Annotated in this window: 16 protein-coding genes; 9 read left to right on the forward strand and 7 right to left on the reverse strand. The window is 65.7% G+C overall.

Features of this window, described 5'->3' with window-relative positions; all coding sequences use genetic code 11:
- Nucleotides 1-59: 59 nt before the first annotated feature.
- The 4 genes from ACRWQA_RS21035 to ACRWQA_RS21050 are packed head-to-tail and all read right to left on the reverse strand — an operon-like array spanning nt 60 to nt 3878.
- On the reverse strand, nt 60-863 hold the full coding sequence (locus tag ACRWQA_RS21035; RefSeq protein ID WP_263581657.1) for a TIM barrel protein: 804 nt from the start codon (nt 861-863) through the stop codon (nt 60-62).
- Between the two features lie 17 nt (nt 864-880).
- Complete coding sequence (locus ACRWQA_RS21040) at nt 881-1756, reverse strand: ATP-binding cassette domain-containing protein (RefSeq protein WP_434231008.1); 876 nt, start codon at nt 1754-1756, stop codon at nt 881-883.
- Nucleotide 1757: 1 nt separating this feature from the next.
- Nucleotides 1758-2888: an ABC transporter permease gene (locus ACRWQA_RS21045; RefSeq protein WP_263581659.1), complete on the reverse strand. Its 1131-nt coding sequence runs from the start codon at nt 2886-2888 to the stop codon at nt 1758-1760.
- Nucleotides 2889-2939: 51 nt separating this feature from the next.
- Nucleotides 2940-3878 (reverse strand): sugar ABC transporter substrate-binding protein, encoded by a 939-nt coding sequence (locus tag ACRWQA_RS21050; protein WP_434231011.1) that lies wholly within the window; start codon nt 3876-3878, stop codon nt 2940-2942.
- A 192-nt stretch (nt 3879-4070) separates the two neighbouring features.
- Between ACRWQA_RS21050 and ACRWQA_RS21055 the strand changes: the two genes are divergently transcribed.
- The 3 genes from ACRWQA_RS21055 to iolB are packed head-to-tail and all read left to right on the forward strand — an operon-like array spanning nt 4071 to nt 6792.
- On the forward strand, nt 4071-4934 hold the full coding sequence (locus ACRWQA_RS21055; protein WP_263581661.1) for a MurR/RpiR family transcriptional regulator: 864 nt from the start codon (nt 4071-4073) through the stop codon (nt 4932-4934).
- A 41-nt stretch (nt 4935-4975) separates the two neighbouring features.
- Entirely contained in the window at nt 4976-5971 is a 996-nt protein-coding gene (iolG, locus tag ACRWQA_RS21060) for an inositol 2-dehydrogenase (RefSeq protein WP_434231014.1), read from the forward strand.
- Between the two features lie 17 nt (nt 5972-5988).
- Nucleotides 5989-6792, forward strand: a complete 804-nt coding sequence (gene iolB, locus ACRWQA_RS21065; protein WP_434231016.1) for a 5-deoxy-glucuronate isomerase — start codon at nt 5989-5991, stop codon at nt 6790-6792.
- Between the two features lie 154 nt (nt 6793-6946).
- Here iolB and gap read toward each other — a convergent pair whose 3' ends face one another.
- The gene (gene gap / locus ACRWQA_RS21070) at nt 6947-7969 is read right to left on the reverse strand and encodes a type I glyceraldehyde-3-phosphate dehydrogenase (RefSeq protein WP_263581664.1); all 1023 of its coding nucleotides are present in this window, start codon (nt 7967-7969) and stop codon (nt 6947-6949) included.
- A 364-nt stretch (nt 7970-8333) separates the two neighbouring features.
- Here gap and pyk point away from each other — a divergent pair, with 364 nt between their 5' ends.
- The 3 genes from pyk (at nt 8334) to pgi (ending at nt 12006) form a co-directional block, all read left to right on the forward strand.
- Nucleotides 8334-9800, forward strand: a complete 1467-nt coding sequence (pyk, locus tag ACRWQA_RS21075) for a pyruvate kinase (RefSeq protein WP_446326224.1) — start codon at nt 8334-8336, stop codon at nt 9798-9800.
- Nucleotides 9797-10285 (forward strand): methylglyoxal synthase, encoded by a 489-nt coding sequence (locus tag ACRWQA_RS21080; protein WP_434231571.1) that lies wholly within the window; start codon nt 9797-9799, stop codon nt 10283-10285. Before pyk ends, ACRWQA_RS21080 begins: the two co-directional genes overlap by 4 nt.
- Nucleotides 10286-10353: 68 nt before the next feature.
- Nucleotides 10354-12006, forward strand: coding sequence for a glucose-6-phosphate isomerase (gene pgi / locus ACRWQA_RS21085; RefSeq protein WP_434231568.1), 1653 nt, complete (start codon nt 10354-10356; stop codon nt 12004-12006).
- 23 nt (nt 12007-12029) lie between these two features.
- Here pgi and crcB read toward each other — a convergent pair whose 3' ends face one another.
- Nucleotides 12030-12422 (reverse strand): fluoride efflux transporter CrcB, encoded by a 393-nt coding sequence (gene crcB / locus ACRWQA_RS21090; protein ID WP_434231565.1) that lies wholly within the window; start codon nt 12420-12422, stop codon nt 12030-12032.
- Entirely contained in the window at nt 12419-12811 is a 393-nt protein-coding gene (locus ACRWQA_RS21095; protein WP_434231562.1) for a CrcB family protein, read from the reverse strand. Before ACRWQA_RS21095 ends, crcB begins: the two co-directional genes overlap by 4 nt.
- A 279-nt stretch (nt 12812-13090) precedes the next feature.
- Here ACRWQA_RS21095 and ybiO point away from each other — a divergent pair, with 279 nt between their 5' ends.
- The 3 genes from ybiO to ACRWQA_RS21110 all read left to right on the forward strand — a co-directional run bounded on the left by ybiO (nt 13091) and on the right by ACRWQA_RS21110 (nt 18154).
- The gene (ybiO, locus tag ACRWQA_RS21100) at nt 13091-15397 is read left to right on the forward strand and encodes a mechanosensitive channel protein (protein WP_434231560.1); all 2307 of its coding nucleotides are present in this window, start codon (nt 13091-13093) and stop codon (nt 15395-15397) included.
- Between the two features lie 211 nt (nt 15398-15608).
- Complete coding sequence (locus ACRWQA_RS21105; RefSeq protein ID WP_263581671.1) at nt 15609-16010, forward strand: hypothetical protein; 402 nt, start codon at nt 15609-15611, stop codon at nt 16008-16010.
- Entirely contained in the window at nt 16007-18154 is a 2148-nt protein-coding gene (locus tag ACRWQA_RS21110) for a pyrroloquinoline quinone-dependent dehydrogenase (protein WP_434231557.1), read from the forward strand. Before ACRWQA_RS21105 ends, ACRWQA_RS21110 begins: the two co-directional genes overlap by 4 nt.
- Nucleotides 18155-18166: the final 12 nt, after the last annotated feature.

Genomic DNA, 18166 nt, shown 5'->3' on the forward strand with positions numbered 1-18166 from the left:
GTCGTCTCTCCACGTCGCATGTCGTACGCTCGCCTCGGGGCGAGCCCGAGGCGAGGGAATCAAAGGGTGAAGGCATCCGCGAAACGGCGCAGGGCGAGCTCGTCGTCGCCCGACGCCCAGCCTTCGAAACCGACACAGCCTCGATAGCCGATATCGCGTAGCGCCCGGGCGATGGCGGGGTAATGGATCTCGCCGGTACCGGGCTCGCAGCGCCCGGGCACGTCGGCAACCTGCACTTCGCCGAGGTAGGGCGCGCAGCGGCGTACCAGCTCGATCAAATTGCCCTCGCCGATCTGCGCGTGGTAGAGGTCCAGCATCATGCGTACCTCCGGCCGATCGACGCTGGCCACCAGCGCCATCACGTCGCTCGCCCTGGCGAACGGCACGCCCGGGTGATCCACGGCGGTATTCAGGTTCTCCAGCACGAAAGTGACGCCGTGAGCCTGGCCCAGGTCCGCCAGACGGTTCAGGGTATCGTGGGCCTTGAGCCACATGGCCCCGGTGGTCTCGCAGACCGGCTCGACCGGCATGCCACGCCCGTCGAGACCGGTGCCATGCAGGTTCAGCCGCGGGATGCCCAGCTTTCTGGCGACCTCGAGGGACTCCCGTGCCGTGCGCACCATCTCCTCGGCCCCCTGCTCATCGGCCAGCGTGCCGCGCACGTAGCCTGTCATTGAGGAGAAGGTGGCACCGGTGCGGGCGAGCGCGTCGACGTCATGGCGTGTCCAGTCCCAGATCTCCACCTCGAAGCCGAGCGCATCGATTCGCCGCACCCTCTGCGCCATCGGCAGCTCACGGAACACCATCTCGGCGCAGACCGCCAATACGAAGGGCGACGCTCTCCCCGGCACATCCGTCGTCATCGCGCACTCCTTGACGCTCATTGGTCACCCGCGGCGTAAGCCTGCTGGGGGCCGCCCGGAAGGGAAGCCGTGTTGCCGTCTCGCTTCGCCTTGCCCTCCTGGTCGCTGCGCTGGAACTCGGCGAGTTCCGCATCGAGGCTCTCCATCTCGGCCCCGCCCGCCATCATGTTGAGCACCTCTTCGCGGCTTATCGCCTCCTTGCGGAAGGTGCCCAGGCTGGTGCCACGCTTGAGCAGGGTGAAGGCATCCGCCACGGGGTAGGCATGGTGCACGTTGTGGGTAATGAAGATGACCGCCAGGCCATCGGCCCGGGCCTTGGCGATGTAACGCAGCACGACCGACGCTTGCTTGACGCCCAGCGCCGAGGTCGGCTCGTCGAGGATCAGTACCTTGGCGCCGAAGTAGACTGCCCGGGCGATGGCCACGCATTGGCGCTCGCCGCCCGAGAGCGTGCCTACCGGCTGGCCGGGGTCGCGTACGTCGATGCCGATCTTGGCCATCTCCTGCTTGGCGACTCGGTCGGCATGCTTCCAGTTGATGCGCTTGAAGGGCCCCCACCCCACGGTGGGTTCGCGGCCCATGAAGAAGTTACGCGTGATCGACATCAGCGGGATCATCGCCAGGTCTTGATAGACGGTGGCGATGCCGGCATCCAGGGCGTAGGCCGGCGACTTGAAGCGGACCGGCTTGCCCTCGAGGAGCAGTTCCCCTTCGGTGGGCCGGTAGACCCCCGACAGCGTCTTGATCAGCGTCGACTTGCCTGCACCGTTGTCGCCGAGCAGGCACATGACCTCGCCGGCATGCACCTTCATCGAAATCTCGCTCAAGGCGATGACGCTGCCGAAATGCTTGCTGACGTTGTGCATCTCGATCGTGGGCGTACGTTCGCTCATGTCACTTGGCCTCCATCGCCTTCTTGCGCATGAAATTGTTGAACAGCACGGCCACCAGCAGCATCGCGCCGAGGAAGACCTGGAACCAGTCGGTGTTCACCCCCGTATAGAAGATCCCCATCTGCACCAGCCCGAAGATGAGCGCCCCCAAGGCCGCGCCGATCGCCGAGCCGTAGCCCCCGGTGAGCAGCGCACCACCGATCACCACGGCAATGATCGCCTCGAGCTCCTTGAGCAGTCCGCGAATGGTATCGGCCGAGCCGGTATCCATTACCTGCAGGCAGGCGAAGACGGTGGCCGAGAAGGCAGTGAACATGAACAGCGAGATCTTGACCCGATGCACTGGAACGCCGGAGTTCCGCGCGGCATTGGCATCGCCACCGCTGGCGAAGATCCAGTTGCCGTAGGGGGTGCAGAGCAGGACCCAGGTCGCCACGGCGGTCAGGCCCAGCCACCAGACGATGGAGATCGGGATGCCGGTGACCACCGGGTTGCCAGCGAAATTGGTGGCGATCCAGCCCTGCGCCGCCATCCAGCCGAACAGTCCCGTCGCGACCTCGCCCGAGAACAGGGCGGCCATCCAGTCGCCGGGTACGTGCTGGTGAATGCCGCCGATCTGGGTGCGCCCCGTCAGCAGACGGCTGATGCCGATGGCCAGACCGCGCAGAATGAACAGGAAGCCCAGCGTGACGATAAAGGACGGCAACCCGGTCCGGTTGACCAGGTAACCGTTGGTGGCGCCCACCAGCGCCGCACAGGAGAAGGCCAGCAGAATCGCCGCCCACAACGGCCAGCCGTATTGCACCACGGGGATGGCGATCAGGATGCCGGCCAGCCCGATCATCGAACCGATGGAGAGATCGAATTCACCGCCGATCATCAGCAGTGCGGCGGCGGTGGCGATGATGCCCAACTGTGCTGCCACCTCGAGGAAGTTGAGGACGCCGGACGGCGTGAACATGCCGGTCCCCCTGGCGACGACGAGAAAGAACACCAGGACCAGGATGGTACCGGCCAGCGCGCCAAGCTCGGGGCGGCTCAACGCCTTCTTCCAGAACGGGATCCTCCGCAGGCGCTCATCCTGCGGTGCCAGCGCCGCGTCGGCGGGTTGAGGGGATGCGTTGGACTTCATGGTCGACTCCCACGGCCCGGCCGTTGCCGGGCCATTGCGGTTACGTTGCGGTCAGCGAATTCCCTGCTTGCTCAGCTCGATCACCTGGCTGGCATTCTGCTGGGTCACGAAGCCCGGACCCGTCGGTACGTCCCCGGCCGGCAGCATGCCGTTCTTGACGAACTGATCGAGGAAGATCACCGGCAGATAGCCTTGCAGGTACTGCTGCTGGTCGATGGCAAAGTCCAGCTCGCCCTGCTCCAGCGCCTCGAGCGTGCTGGGAGAGAGATCGAACGTGCCCAGGGTGAACATGTCCGTGGCCCCGTGTTCGCGCATGGCACGGACCAGCGGCTCGGCGGCCAGCGTCCCCAGGGTCAGGATGGCGTCGATATCGTCGTGCTGGTTGAGATAGGCCACGATGGCGTTACGGATCTCGACAGGGTCGTGGGAGGTGGCCAACTGCTCGGCGTTGCCGTCGAAGCCTTCGCTGAACCCGTCACAGCGGCGGTCGAGCCCCTGGTTGCCCTGCTCGTGGTTGACGCAAAGCCCCTTCTCCGCGCCCATCTCCCGCATGCGTTCGGCGGCCTGCTTGCCCGCCTCGTATTCGCTCTGCCCGATATGCAGCCGGGTGCCGTACTGGCTCGCCACGTCCCCACCGGAATTGATGGTGATCACCGGAATGTTGTTGTCGGCGGCCTTCTGGACGACACCGCCCAGGGCGTCCTCATCGGTAAAGGAGACGATCAGGCCATCCGGGCCCGACGCGACGGCGGCATCGATGAGCTGCTGCATCTGGGCCATGTCGAAGGTGGAGGGCGCCCGGTACTCCAGCGTCGCGCCGACCTGCTCGGCGGCATCTTCGGCGCCGTTCTTGACCACGGACCAGAACGGGTCGGAGGGAACGCCGTGGGTCACCATGATGAAGCGGGAACTGTCCTGAGCCTGGGCCGACCCTGCCATGAGAGCCGCTGCCATTGTCGAGGCGAGCAGCCTGTGAATGAGACGTGCCATGGGTTGTTTCCTCTTGTTGTCGTTTGCCTATCGGTAGCGATGCGGCGTATGAAATATAGATTCCATTCTTGAAATTTAACAAATCATTTATTCTATACTTTGGTATAAATGGAATATTTATTCCAAGATACTAGACTGCGATCAGCGACTCGACACAGAGCCGTAATGCGACCGGGCGAGGCAGGCCACCACATGAATCAGACACCGCAGGATTTCAACGAGCTGGAGGCACGCGTCACGGAGGAGTACGCCTCCCTGAGTCGCCGTCTGCAGCAGACGGCTCGCTTCCTGCTCGACCACCCCCAGGAGGTGGCCTTCGCCACCGTCGCCAGGCTGGCCGAGCAGGCGGGCGTCACTCCCTCCACCCTGATCCGTTTCGCCAATTCGTTTGGCTTCAAGGGATTCTCGGAGATGCAGCAGCTGTTCCGCTCACGCCTGGTGGACGAGCTGCCCAACTACACCGAGCGCATTCGCGCCGTTCGCAGCGCCACGGGAGAGACGCCCGACAGCACCCAACTGCTGTGGGAATTCGCCGAGGCGAACCGTGACGTGCTCGACCAGTTGCCGGCGCGTATCGACCCGCAGAACCTGGAGCACGCTCTCGATCTGCTCGAGCAGGCCGAGATCGTGCACGTGCTTGGCACGCGCCGAAGCTTCGTGGTGGCGAGCTATGCCGCCTATGCGTTCCACCACATCGAGAAGCGGGCCTTCTTGATCAACGGCCTGGGCGGCATGCAGGGTGAGCAGGTCAAGGCCATCGGCGCGCGCGATGCCCTGCTGGTGGTGAGCTTTTCGCCCTACGCCGAAGAGAGCCGGCAGGCGGCCGACGAGGCGCGACAGCGCGGCATTCCCCTGGTGGTGATCACCGACTCGAGCTTGAGCCCGCTGGCGCGGATTGCCGATGTCGCTCTGATCGTCCACGAGGCCGAGGTGAAGAGTTTTCGCGGGCTGGCGGCCTCACTGTGCCTGACCCAGACCCTGGCGATCGCCCTGGGGGTTCGTCAGGAAAAGGCCCGAGACCGCTCCGCGAGCGACAGCGACATCGAGCGCGCCTGAAGTCATCGCGGCCATTGCCGAACGAGAGAGAGGAATCCTTCATGAAGCTCGCCCTGATCGGCGCCGGACGCATTGGCAAGGTCCATGCCCAAGCCATCGACCGACACCCCGATGTGACGCTCGCCGCCGTGGCCGATTACCACAGCGAGGCCGCCGAGGCGTTGGCCTCGACCTACGGCTGCCGTGTGCTGAGCGCAGATGCGGTATTCGAGACCCCGGATATCGATGCCGTGCTGATCGCCTCCAGCACGCCCACCCATGCCGACTACCTGGAGCGCGCCGCGCGCGCCGGCAAGGCGATACTCTGCGAAAAGCCCATCGCTCTCGACCTGGCGCGCACTCGAGAGGCGCTCCAGGTGCTGCAGGCGCATCCGGTCACCTGCGCCCTGGGGTTCAACCGTCGGCACGATCCGCAATTCGTCGCCCTGAAGCGGGCAGTGAGCGAGGGCCGGATCGGCAGCCTCGAGATGCTGACCATCATCAGCCGCGACCCGGCGCCGCCGCCCGCCGAGTATATCGGCGCCTCGGGCGGTCTGTTCCGCGACATGATGATCCACGACTTCGACATGGCCCGCTGGCTGCTCGACGAACCGATCGCCCACGTCCACGCCGAGGGCAGCTGCCTGATCGACCCCGCCATCGGCGAGGCCGGCGACATCGACACCGCCATGGTCACCCTGACCACCGGCAGTGGGCGCCTCTGCCATATCGGCAACTCGCGCCGCGCCTGCTACGGCTACGACCAGCGCATCGAGGCGTTCGGCAGTGCCGGCATGCTGCAAGCCCAGAACGAGAGCGAGACACGGCTGCGTTTTACCGGCGAGCCCGGCCAGGTGGAAGAGAAGCCCAAGTGGTTCTTCCTGGAGCGCTATGCCGAAGCCTACCGTCGAGAAATCGACGACTTCGTGAACGCCTGGCGGGAGCGGCGTGCCCCGCTGGCCGGTGCCCGGGATGGCCTCGAGGCGCTGCGCCTGGCCGAGGCCGCCGAACGCTCGCTGCGCGAAGGACGTCGTATCGCGCTGGACTCCATTCACTGATCGCGACAGGAGGGATCATGGCAACGCTACTGGTACGTCCACAGCCACCCGATGCCCAGGGCACCGTGCTGGAAGTCACCCCCGAATCCGCCGGCTGGGAATACGTCGGCTTTCGCGTGCACCGGCTCGTTCCCGGGCAGCGAATCGAGGCCAGCACCGAAGACCGCGAGCACTGCCTGGTGCTGCTCTCCGGCCGCGCCACCGTCAGCAGCGGCGAGCACCGCTGGGAGAACATCGGCGAACGCATGGATGTCTTCGAGAAGCGCCCGCCCCTTGCCGTCTATCTTCCCGACGGGGTGAGCTACAGCGTCGAGGCCGTCACCGACCTCGAGCTGGCGGTTTGCAGCGCGCCCGGCCATGGCAACCACGAGCCACGCCTGATCGACCCGGGACGGATCAAGCGCAGCACGCGCGGAAGCGGCACCAACACGCGCCATATCCAGGACATTCTGCCGGAAACCGAGCCGGCGGACAGTCTGCTGGTGGTGGAGGTCTACACCCCCGCCGGTAATTGGTCCAGCTACCCGCCGCACAAGCACGATGAGGATAATCTGCCGCAGGAGTCATTTCTGGAGGAGACCTACTACCACCGTATCGATCCCCCCCAGGGTTTCGCCTTTCAGCGCGTCTATACCGACGACCGAAGCCTGGACGAAACCATGGCGGTGGAGGATGGCTGCTGCGTGATGGTGCCGCGTGGCTACCATCCCGTGGGTGCTCCTCACGGCTACGAGCTCTATTACCTGAACGTGATGGCGGGTCCCAAGCGCAAATGGAAGTTCCACAACGACCCGGCCCACGAATGGATTGCCAAGCAATGAGCCGGTAGCCGCTCCATCAGCGATGCTTGGCCATGACGTCTCTTCACCCTGCTTCGGCGGGGATTTTTTGTCGCCGCTTTCTTGCTTGGACAACAGAAAACCGGAGCGCCTCGGCGCTCCGGTTTGCGTTCCTGCCACTGGGGACTCGCTCGTATCAGGCCGCTTCGCGCTTGGCGTCGCTGGCGGCCTGCATGGCCAGGGCGGTATCGAGCATGCGGTTGGAGAAGCCCCACTCGTTGTCGTACCAGGCCATCACCTTCACCAGGCGACCGTTCACCCGGGTATGGTTGGCGTCGAAGGTGGAGGAGTTGGCGTCGTGGTTGAAATCGATCGACACCAGCGGCTGGGCATTCACTGCCAGTACCGGTGAGGCGTCGGCAGCCTTGGCCAGGATGGCGTTGATCTCTTCCTTGGTGGTATCGCGGCTGGCGGTGAAGACCAGATCCACCAGCGAGACGTTGATCACCGGCACGCGCACCGCCAGGCCGTCGAACTTGCCGGCCAGTTCCGGCAGCACCAGGCCGACCGCGGCGGCGGCACCGGTCTTGGTCGGAATCATGGAGTGGGTCGCGCTACGCGCCCGGTAGGGGTCGCTGTGGTAGACGTCCGACAGGTTCTGGTCGTTGGTGTAGGCGTGCACCGTGGTCATCAGTCCGTTCTCGATACCCACCGTGTCGCTGAGCGCCTTGGCCACCGGCGCCAGACAGTTGGTGGTGCAGGAGGCGTTGGAGACCACCTTGTGCTCGGGCTTGAGCACGTGCTCGTTGACGCCATAGACCACGGTGGCGTCGGCGTCCGGGCTCGGCGCGGAGATCAGCACGCGCTTCGCTCCCGCTGCGAGATGCTTGGCAGCCGCCTCGCGCTTGGTGAACAGGCCGGTGCACTCCATCACCAGGTCGACGCCCAGCGTCTGCCACGGCAGCGCGGCCGGATCGCGCTGGGAGAGGATGGCGATGCGGTCACCATCCACGCTCATGCTCTCCTCGTCGTGCTCCACCTTGAACGGAAAGTGGCCATGCACGGTATCGTGGCGCAACAGGTGGGCGTTGAGGGCGGGGTCGCCCAGGTCGTTGATGGCCACCACCTCCACTCGATTGCGGTAGCCATTCTCGTACAGAGCACGCAGCACGTTACGACCGATGCGACCGAAGCCGTTGATGGCAATCTTGAGCGTCATGTCCTCTCTCCTCCAGAGCGTCTCTGTAGCTTTCAGGGTAGGGATATAGAGCCGATGGGCAGAGATCGGGCATCGGTGATGCCGGCTGGGTAGCCTGCGGCTCCTGTCAGTATGTCCCTCAATGTGACGCAAACCTGTCAAGGACTCAAGATTTTTTTGGTAACTTTACAACATAACGGGTTAGATGAATCGATACACCGGAACCGATCCCGATCGGAGATTCCTTTTGCAGCCTAGCGAAATCACCAAGCCAGGCAAGCCGGAGGGAGGAAATCTCTTATCACGACAGAATGTAGTAAACTTACCGCATAACCGCTATTGTTGTAGTCTAACGACATCCCCTTCCTTCAGGAGGCGCCTCGCCATGCCGAAGCCATCGCCGCACACCCCCATCCGCCGCACCAAGATCGTCGCCACCCTGGGCCCGGCCAGCGATCGCGAGGGCGTGCTGGAGGCGATGATCCGCACCGGCGTCGACGTGGTGCGCCTCAACTTCTCCCACGGCAGCGCCGCCGACCACCGCCGCCGGCTGATCGCCGTGCGCGAGATCGCCGACCGCCTGGGGCGCAGCGTCGCCGCCCTGGGTGACCTGCAGGGGCCCAAGATCCGCATCGCCCGCTTCAAGGAGGGCGCGGTGGTGCTCGCCGAGGGCCAACCCTTCGTCCTCGACATGGCCATGGACACCGAGGCCGGCGACGCCAGCCGCGTCGGCTGCGAGTACACCCAGCTGGCCGACGACGTCACCGCCGGCGACCGCCTGCTGCTCGACGATGGCCGCTTGGTGCTCGACGTCACCCGGGTCGAGGGCCAACAGGTCCACACCACCGTGGTCACCGGCGGCAAGCTCTCCAACAACAAGGGCATCAACAAGCAGGGCGGCGGGCTCTCGGCCCCGGCGCTCACCGACAAGGACAAGGCCGACCTGCAGACCGCCATCGAGATCGGCGTGGACTACCTCGCCGTCTCCTTCCCGCGCCACGCCGAGGACATGTTTGAGGCGCGTCGCCTGCTCGGCGACGCCGGCCGCGAGATCGGCCTGGTGGCCAAGCTCGAGCGCGCCGAGGCGGTGGCCGACGACGCCACCCTCGACGGCATCATCGAGGCCTCCGAGGCGGTGATGGTGGCGCGCGGCGACCTCGGCGTGGAGATCGGCGACGAGAAGCTGATCGGCATGCAGAAGCGCATCATCAAGCGCGCCCGCACGCTCAACCGCGCGGTGATCACCGCGACGCAGATGATGGAGTCGATGATCGGCTCGCCGCTGCCCACCCGCGCCGAGGTGTTCGACGTCGCCAACGCCGTGCTCGACGGCACCGACGCGGTGATGCTCTCGGCCGAGACCGCCGCCGGCGACTACCCGGTGGAGACGCTGGAAGCGATGCGCCGGGTGTGCCTCGGCGCCGAGCGCGAGCGCATCGCCCAGGAGTCGGGCCACCGCATCCACGAGGGCTTCTCGCGCATCGACGAGACCATCGCGCTGTCGGCCATGTACGCCGCCAACCACCTCACCGGGGTGGCCGCCATCGCCTGCATGACCTCGACCGGCTACACCCCGCTGATCGCCTCGCGCATCCGCTCGGGGCTGCCCATCGTCGGGCTGGCCCACAGCCCCATCGCCCAGCGGCGCATGGCGCTCTACCGCGGCGTGGTCTCGCTGCCCTTCGACACCACCGCGATGGCCGCCGGCGAGCTCAACGACCGCGCGCTGGCGCTGCTGGTGGAGAAGGGGATTGCCGAGCCCGGCGATCATGTCATCCTGACCCGGGGCGACCACATGAACGCCCACGGCGGAACCAACACCCTGAAGATTCTCGAGGTAGGCCAACCATGACCGACAACCGCCCCCGGCGCAGCGTGCGACGCACCCTGCCGGCACGCAAGCGCATCGCACTGATCGCTCACGACGGCAAGAAGGGTGAGCTGCTGGAATGGGCGGAACGCTGGCGCGACACCCTGATCGAGCACGAATTGGTGGGAACGGGCACCACCGCCGGGCGCCTCTCGGCCAGCCTCGGGCTCGAGGTGGAGGGACTGATGAGCGGGCCGCTGGGCGGCGACCAGCAGATCGGCGCACGCATCGCCGAACAGCGCCTCGACCTGCTGATCTTCTTCTGGGACCCCTTTGCCCCCCAGCCTCACGACCCCGACGTCAAGGCGCTGCTGCGCCTGGCCGCGCTGTGGAACGTACCGGTGGCCTGCAATGCCGCCAGCGCCGACTTCATGGTCAGCTCGCCGTGGCTCGGCCAATCTTATGAGATGTCCATTCCCGATGCCGAGGCCTGGGTAGCTTCTCGCAACCCCGAACAAGCCCCGTAAACCAGAACAAACCCGTAACCCAGAACAATGAGAGAGGCGGGCCAGGCCCGCGAACTTGTGAGGAAACCATGTTCCAGCTTACCCGCAGCGTCACCTGGCAGGCCCTGAAGCGCCTGCACGAGCAGACCGCCGACGACCGTATTCGCGACTACTTCACCGCCGACCCGCAGCGCTTCGAGAAGATGAGCCTGCGCGTCGGCGGCTTGTTCCTCGATTACTCCAAGCACGCCATCTCGGGCGCCGTGCTCGACAAGCTGATCGAGCTGGCCGACCACTCGGCGCTGGTGCAGCGCCGCGCCCAGATGTTCTCCGGCGACATCATCAACGTTACCGAGGACCGTCCGGTGCTGCATACCGCCCTGCGCAACCAGGGCGAGGGACCGCTGATGGTCGACGGCCAGGACGTGATGCCCGAGATCCAGCGCACCCGCGAACAGATCAAGGCGTTTTCCGAGGCCGTGCGCAGCGGCGAATGGAAGGGCTACAGCGGCGAGCGCATCAAGGACGTGGTCAATATCGGCATCGGCGGCTCGGACCTCGGCCCCAACATGGCCAGCCGGGCGCTGCTCAAGTACCGTCACCCCGAGCTCAACTTCCACTTCGTCTCCAACGTCGACGGCGCCCATATCCAGAAGGTGCTCAAGCGGCTCGATCCGGCCACCACCCTGTTCATCGTCTCGACCAAGACCTTCTCCACCCAGGAGACGCTGCTCAACGCCAAGACCGCGCGCCGCTGGTTCCTCGACAACGCCGGCGAAGATGCCGACGTCGGCGCCCATTTCATCGCCGCCTCCACCAACCGGCAGGCGGCCATGGAGTTCGGTATCCGCGAGGAGAACGTCTTCGAGTTCTGGGCCTGGGTCGGCGGGCGCTACTCGATGTGGTCTTCCATCGGCCTGCCCATCGCCCTCTCCATCGGCTTCGACGGCTTCATGGAGATGCTCGAGGGCGCCTACGAGATGGACCAGCACTTCCTGGCCGCCCCCTTCCGCGAGAACATGCCGGTGCTGATGGCACTGATCGGCATCTGGTACATCAACTTCGTCGGCGCCGAGACCCAGGCCATCGTGCCCTACGACCAGGCGCTGCATCAGTTGCCTTCGTTCCTGCAGCAGCTCGACATGGAATCCAACGGCAAGTCGGTGGACATCTTCGGCCACCCCGTCGACTACAAGACCGGCCCCATCGTCTGGGGGCAGACCGGCTCCAACGGCCAGCATGCCTTCTTCCAACTGCTGCACCAGGGCACCCGCTACGTGCCCATCGACTTCATCGCCTCGCTGAAGCCCGAACCGGGGATGGAGGATCACCATTTCGCGCTGCTCACCAACATGCTGGCCCAGGCCAACGCCTTCATGGAAGGCAGCCAGAGTGGCAGCCGGCTCGACCCCTACAGCTGCCCCGGCAACCGTCCCTCCAGCGTGCTGCTGCTCGACGAGCTGACACCGAAAAACCTGGGGGCGCTGATCGCGCTCTACGAGCACAAGGTGTTCGTGCAAGGGGTGATCTGGAACATCAACTCGTTCGATCAGTGGGGCGTGCAGTTGGGCAAACGCATCGCCGGCGAGATCAGCGAACGCATCGACGAACACAGCCAGGACTTCGACGCCTCGACCCAGGGGCTGCTGGCACTGGTGCGCGAGCATTTCCGCCCCGACACCAGCGCCCCGGCCACGGCCAGCAAAGCGAAGAGAAAGGCGACGGAAAAGGCCAAGCGCTGAAGGCATCAAGCGCGGCGGGCACGTCAGCCATGGCGTGCCCGCACGAAGCGGTCGCCCAGCCAGGCCGCCGCCAGCCACAGCGGGACGCCGAGCAAGGCGTAGAGCAGCGCCAGGCCGGGCCGGCCGTTTTCGAGCAGGTGGAGCGTTTCCAGGCTGAACAGCGAGAATGTCGTGAAGCCACCGCAGAAGCCGACCGCCAGGAAGGGCTGCCAGCGGGCCATCCTGCCGCCGCCCCGGCAGGCGACATGGGCAGCAAGAGCGGCGATCAGCCAGGAGCCCAGCAGGTTGACGACCAGCGTGCCCCAGGGAAAGGCCGGTCCCAGTGCCGCCAGCATGGCCAGCGACACCAGATAGCGCATGACCGTACCCAGGGCACTGCCGACTCCGACCGCCGCGTAGTCGCGCCAGCCGCTCATGCCAGCCTCCCCGTCAGCCACCAGCCCAGGGCGGCCAGCGCCAGCCCGGCGACCACCGTTGCCGCTACGTTGGCGAGTGCCGTACCTCGGCGTCCGCTCTGCCACAGGGCCAAGCTCTGCAGGCTCAGCGAGGAGACGGTGGTATAGCCGCCCAGCAGCCCCACCACCAGCAGCAACCAACCGCCCGGCATGCCCCCCTCATGGGACATGCCGAACCAGCCGGCCAGCCCGCCCGCCAGCAGCGCTCCGCTGAGATTGACAGCCAGCGTGCCCCAGGGAAAGGCCCTCCCCAGCCGCCTCGCGAGCAGATTGGAGACTGCCAGTCGCGCCATGCCCCCCAGCGCCCCTCCCGCTGCCATCATCAGCAGTAGCCCCATGCTCGCGTTCATTCGGCTCCCTCGCTATCGCCAAGGGCCGATGCTAGCCGAGTCGAAGCATGCGAACAAAAAAAGAAGCCATCCGGAGGGCGGATGGCCAATATAGGGCTTCGTTCAGGGAATCGCGTCCTGGGGAAGGACACAAGGCAAATATGACACAAAAGGATAGTTATGTACAATGTCTGCACAACTAATAATCGCTCATTCGTCCCCCGAGCCCTAACGCCCTATCATTAGCGGGCCGAAATACATATCGTTCCCCGCCCGACACGCCCGAGATGGAGGTCACGCGTGATAGCACACCGGTTTGTCCCCTGGCTGTTCGGCTGGCTGATACTCGCCCTGCTGGTCGCCGCACCGGCCCAGGCCCAGCCTGCCGACGATGCCGTTCCCGCCCCGGAAGCCCTTGCCGAGCTGCTCGAGAACGAGCAGACGCGGCAGCAACTGATCGATCACCTGCGCCGCCAGGCCGCCGACCCAGAACTGGCCGACGAGACGGGCCAGGTAGAGGAGGCGATATCGCTGCCCAGGCGGCTGGCGGAAATTTCCAGCCGCGTCGTCAGTGATGTCGGCGGCGAGGTACGCAACCTGTTCGACATCGTGGCGGGATTGTTCAGCGCCGATGCCACTGCCCTGAACTGGGGCGACTTCATTACCGCGCTGACCAACCTGGGGCTGGTGATCCTCGCCACCTTCCTCCTGTTCATGGGGTTTCGCCATCTGTCACGGCCGCTCTTCACGCGGCTGAGCCAGTGGTCGCGGCAGGAAAGCGGGCTCAATCCGACCATCCGCCTGGTGCTGTGTGTCGCCGCCGCGGCGCTGACCGACGCGCTGGTAGTGGCACTGGCCTACGTGGGCGGCAACCTGATCGCCACCTTCGCCATCGGCGAAAGCGGCGAGCTGTCGACCCGCGCCTCGCTGTTTCTCAATGCCTTCTTGATCATCGAGCTGATCAAGGCGGCTCTGCGCATGCTGTTCTCGTCGCGCTACGAGGGGCTCAGGCTGTTGCCCATCTCGGCCAGCGAGGCCTCCTACTGGAATCGCTGGCTGGCGCGACTGGTCGGCCTGGTGGGCTACGGCCTGCTGGTGGTGGTGCCGCTGGTCAGCGTCTATCTGGCGCCCACGCTGGGCCAGGGTATCGGCGCGCTGATCATGTTCGGCGCCTTCTTCTATGCCGTGGCGGTGGTGCTCAAGAATCGCACCCGCATTCGCGATGAGCTCAATGCCATGGCGGCACGTTCCGACTTCACCGCCACCCGGATCTCGCTGCAGCTGTTCGCGCGCACCTGGCACCTGTTCGCCCTGGCCTACTTCCTGATGGTGCTGGTACTGACCCTGACGCGTCCGGTGGACGCCCTGCCGTTCGTGCTCTTCGCCACGCTCAAGACCGTGGTCGTGGTGGTGGTCGGCATGCTGCTGTCGAGCTTGCTGACACAAATCATCGGCCGGCGCATCCGGCTCTCCGACGATCTGCGCCGCAAGTTGCCGCAGCTCGAGCCGCGGCTCAACAGCTACATACCCAACGCGCTGCGGGTGATCCGCACCGTGATCCTCGTCGCGGTGGTGATGCTGGTGCTCAACGCCTGGGGCGCCTTCGACCTGGCCGCCTGGTACGCCTCCGAACCCGGCCGTGGACTGATCGGCACGTTGGTCAGCGTGGCCGTGATCCTGCTGGTCGCCATTGCCGTATGGCTGGCGCTGGCCAGCGTGATCGAGCACAAGCTCAATCCGGAAACCGGTACCGGTGAACCGGATGCCCGCGCCAAGACCCTGCTGAGCCTGTTCCGTAACGCACTCGCCATTGCCCTGATCACCATGACCGTGATGATCGTGCTGTCCGAGATCGGCATCAATATCGGACCACTGATCGCCGGTGCCGGTGTGCTGGGCCTGGCAATCGGTTTCGGCTCCCAGAAGCTGGTGCAGGACATCATTACCGGTGTCTTCATCCAGGTGGAAAACGCCATGAACACCGGCGACGTGGTCTCGGTGGGCGGTATCACCGGCACCGCCGAGCGGCTCAGCATCCGCTCGGTGGGCATCCGCGATCTCTTCGGCACCTACCACATCGTGCCCTTCTCCAGCGTCGATACCGTCTCCAACTTCATGCGCGAGTTCGGCTATCACGTCGGCGAGTACGGCATTGCCTATCGCGAGAGCATCGACGAGGCGATCGTCGCCCTGCGCGAGGCCTTCGACGAGCTGGCCGCCGACGACGACCACAAGATGAATATCCTCGCACCGCTGGAAGTGGCCGGCGTCGTCGCGCTGGCCGACAGCTCGGTGAACATCCGCGTGCGCATCAAGACCACCCCGGGCACTCAATGGGGCGTCGGCCGCGCCTACAACCGCCTGGTCAAGCTGCACTTCGACGCCAAGGGCATCGAGATCCCCTTCCCCCACACCACGCTCTACTTCGGCGTGGGCAAGGAAGCCGAGGCGCCGCCGGCCAACGTGCGCCTCATGCAGCAGAACTTCGATATCGACGGACGCCCAGGCGGCCAGCCCCGCTCCGGCGAGAGCAGCCGCGAAAGCGAGAACGACCCGCGCGCCAAGTCCGACCCACCCCCTCAGGGCGACTACGACGAACGGGATTGAGCCCACGCGCCCATGACCGCTCTCGCATCCTGATGCGCCTCCCACTCCAGGGTGGGAGGCGTTGCCGTCTCGGCCCCTGGAAGCGAGCCCACGCCGGCATGAAGAATCTCGTATCGTGCCTATACTGTCCCTGGGCTCTGGCGAAGCGCGGTCTCACGCTCCGGCAGTGCGGCCAACCATGCTTCGAAGGCGTTCAAGGGATGGGACTTCCATGACAAGCAAAGCGCAAGGCACCGCCTACGGCGCCTGGCTGCTGCTCGCGATTTCGGCCATTTCGCTGGTCCTCGCGGCAGTCGCCACGTTCAATGAAGGCAACGGCATTGCCTACACCCCGGGCACCTACCTGGTGCTGGTCTCCACCGCCCTGATGCTGGTCGGCTCGCTGCTGCTGGCTCTGGCACGCGGCATGCCGCGCTGGCTGGGTGGGTTGCTCACTTTCCTGCTGTTGCTCGACCTGCTGGGCACGGGCCTGGCGGCCTATCTGCTGCAGGCCGAGTGGCTGCTCGGCTGCATGGGGGTCGGGCTGGTGGCCTGGCTCATCCATGTGATTGCCGACCCCGCCACGGGCAAGCACGACCGCCACATGACGCCACGCCAGGAGGCCGCTTCATGAAACGCCAAGACCTCATCGCCATTTTCGCCTCGCTGCTACTGTCGGGCTCCCTCGGCTACGCACAGGCGCAGGAGGAAATCTCTTCCGACGAGGAAGGCGGCCAGCCACAGGGCATCACCGAGACCCAGGACGAAGAGTCCGAACAGGACGCCAGCGACGACGAAGCGCAAGCGGACCGGGACGCGGACGACAGCGAAGATTCCTCGGTCACGCCGACCGGCCCCGGTGGCCGTGTCGAGACGGGGCCTGCCGGGCAGCCGCCCAGCGGCGACGGCCAGCCCGAGCCGCCGCGCCAGGGCCCGGACGCCTGGATGGAGTCGTCGGACAGCTGGGCGACCTTCAATGGCGACCTGCGCGCCCAGAAGTACTCGCCCGCCGACCAGATCACGCCGGAAAACGTCGGCGAACTCGAACAGGCCTGGGAGTACCATACCGGCGACGTCGCGGATGGCAGCGACGACGTGCCCATGTCGGTATGGTCGGCAACCCCCCTGTTCGTCAACGACACGCTCTATCTGGGCACGCCCTTCTATCGCATCATCGCCCTGGATCCGGGCAGCGGCGAAGAGAAGTGGATTTTCGATCCCGAGGCCCCCCTGGAGGCCCTGACCCAACCCAACATGAAGGGGCGCGGCGTGGCCTACTGGGAGGCCGACGAAGCGCAGGCGGGAGAAGCCTGCCAGAAGAGGGTCTACATCGGCACCATGGACGCCAAGCTCTATGGCGTCGATGCCGATACGGGGGAACCCTGCGCCGACTTCGGCGACAACGGCATGGTCGACGTCAACCAGTGGAACACCGTCAACGACAAATGGCCGCTGTCGCTGTTCCAGCCGCCCACGGTGTACAACGACACGCTGTTCCTCGGCTGGGCCGGCAAGGATTGGGAAGATTCCGTCGCGCCGCCGGGTACGGTCTTCGCGCTCGACGCGCGTACCGGCGAGCGCAAGTGGACCTTCCATGCGCTGCCCGAAGAAGTGGTCGATCGGACCGGCACGGCCAATGTCTGGGCGTCGATGTCGCTGGACCCCGAAACCGGGCTTCTCTACATCCCGATCAGTTCGCCGAGCCCCAACTACTACGGCGGCGAGCGTACCGAGGAGCTGCCACTGGCCACCTCGGTGACGGCGCTGGACACCGAGACCGGCGAGGTGGTGTGGAGCCGGCAGCTCGTGCATCACGACATCTGGGACTACGATACCGTCGCACCGCCCACGCTGGTCGACATCGTGAAGGATGGCGAGACCGTTCCCGCCCTGGTGCAGCCATCCAAGCAGGGCTTCCTCTTCGTGCTGAACCGGGAAACGGGCGAGCCCGTGTATCCGATCGAGGAGCGCGAGGTGCCGGCCTCGGACGCCGAGGGCGAACAAGCCTCCCCGACCCAGCCGTTCGTCGACGTGCCTGAACCGGTGGTGCCGGACGAGTGGCCGGGCATCTCCCGGCTCGCCGACATCGTGGGCCTGGGCGAGTGCAGCCGCAAGGCAGAGGGCCTGCGTTACGAAGGCCGCTTCACGCCACCGAGCGTCGAGGGCACGCTCACCTATCCGCCCACCACTGGGGGCTCGCAGTGGGGCGGCGGCGCCGTCGACCCGGAAAAGGGCGTGTTCGTGATCAATTCCAACAGCGTGGTGCAGATCTATCGCCTCATCCCGCGCGACGAATACCAACAGCTGGAGCAGTCGGGCGAGACCGGTGGCTACTACGCCCAGGGCGACACGGCCTACGGCTTCCAGCTCGAAACGTTCCTCAACTGGGCCGGCATGCCGTGCTGGAAACCGCCCTACGGCACCCTTGCCGCCTACGACCTCAATACCGGTGAGCGGCTGTGGAACGAGCCGTTCGGCCAGGTGCAGAAGCACGGCTTCTACATGCCCGAGTCATGGGGGTCGGTCACCATTGGCGCGCCGGTGATCACCCGCTCGGGGCTGATCTTCATCGGCGCCTCGATGGATTCACGCGTGCGTGCGATCGATCTGGAGAGCGGTGAGGTGTTGTGGAAACACCTGGTGGATGCCCCCGCCGTCTCGATGCCGGCGGTCTATACCTACGAAGGCAAGCAGTACGTCACCTTCGCCGTGGGCGGCAATTCCATCCTGCTGCCCAAGGTCAGCGACCAGGTGATATCCTTCGCCCTGCCGGACTGAGCCATCGTCCGG

This window comes from Billgrantia sp. C5P2, assembly GCF_051062895.2.

Coding starts and splice junctions, on each gene's coding strand:
- ACRWQA_RS21035 (WP_263581657.1), bottom strand. CDS start 863: ATGACGACGGATGTGCCGGGGAGAGCGTCGCCCTTCGTATTGGCGGTC.
- ACRWQA_RS21040 (WP_434231008.1), bottom strand. CDS start 1,756: ATGAGCGAACGTACGCCCACGATCGAGATGCACAACGTCAGCAAGCAT.
- ACRWQA_RS21045 (WP_263581659.1), bottom strand. CDS start 2,888: ATGAAGTCCAACGCATCCCCTCAACCCGCCGACGCGGCGCTGGCACCG.
- ACRWQA_RS21050 (WP_434231011.1), bottom strand. CDS start 3,878: ATGGCACGTCTCATTCACAGGCTGCTCGCCTCGACAATGGCAGCGGCT.
- ACRWQA_RS21055 (WP_263581661.1), top strand. CDS start 4,071: ATGAATCAGACACCGCAGGATTTCAACGAGCTGGAGGCACGCGTCACG.
- iolG (WP_434231014.1), top strand. CDS start 4,976: ATGAAGCTCGCCCTGATCGGCGCCGGACGCATTGGCAAGGTCCATGCC.
- iolB (WP_434231016.1), top strand. CDS start 5,989: ATGGCAACGCTACTGGTACGTCCACAGCCACCCGATGCCCAGGGCACC.
- gap (WP_263581664.1), bottom strand. CDS start 7,969: ATGACGCTCAAGATTGCCATCAACGGCTTCGGTCGCATCGGTCGTAAC.
- pyk (WP_446326224.1), top strand. CDS start 8,334: ATGCCGAAGCCATCGCCGCACACCCCCATCCGCCGCACCAAGATCGTC.
- ACRWQA_RS21080 (WP_434231571.1), top strand. CDS start 9,797: ATGACCGACAACCGCCCCCGGCGCAGCGTGCGACGCACCCTGCCGGCA.
- pgi (WP_434231568.1), top strand. CDS start 10,354: ATGTTCCAGCTTACCCGCAGCGTCACCTGGCAGGCCCTGAAGCGCCTG.
- crcB (WP_434231565.1), bottom strand. CDS start 12,422: ATGAGCGGCTGGCGCGACTACGCGGCGGTCGGAGTCGGCAGTGCCCTG.
- ACRWQA_RS21095 (WP_434231562.1), bottom strand. CDS start 12,811: ATGAACGCGAGCATGGGGCTACTGCTGATGATGGCAGCGGGAGGGGCG.
- ACRWQA_RS21105 (WP_263581671.1), top strand. CDS start 15,609: ATGACAAGCAAAGCGCAAGGCACCGCCTACGGCGCCTGGCTGCTGCTC.
- ACRWQA_RS21110 (WP_434231557.1), top strand. CDS start 16,007: ATGAAACGCCAAGACCTCATCGCCATTTTCGCCTCGCTGCTACTGTCG.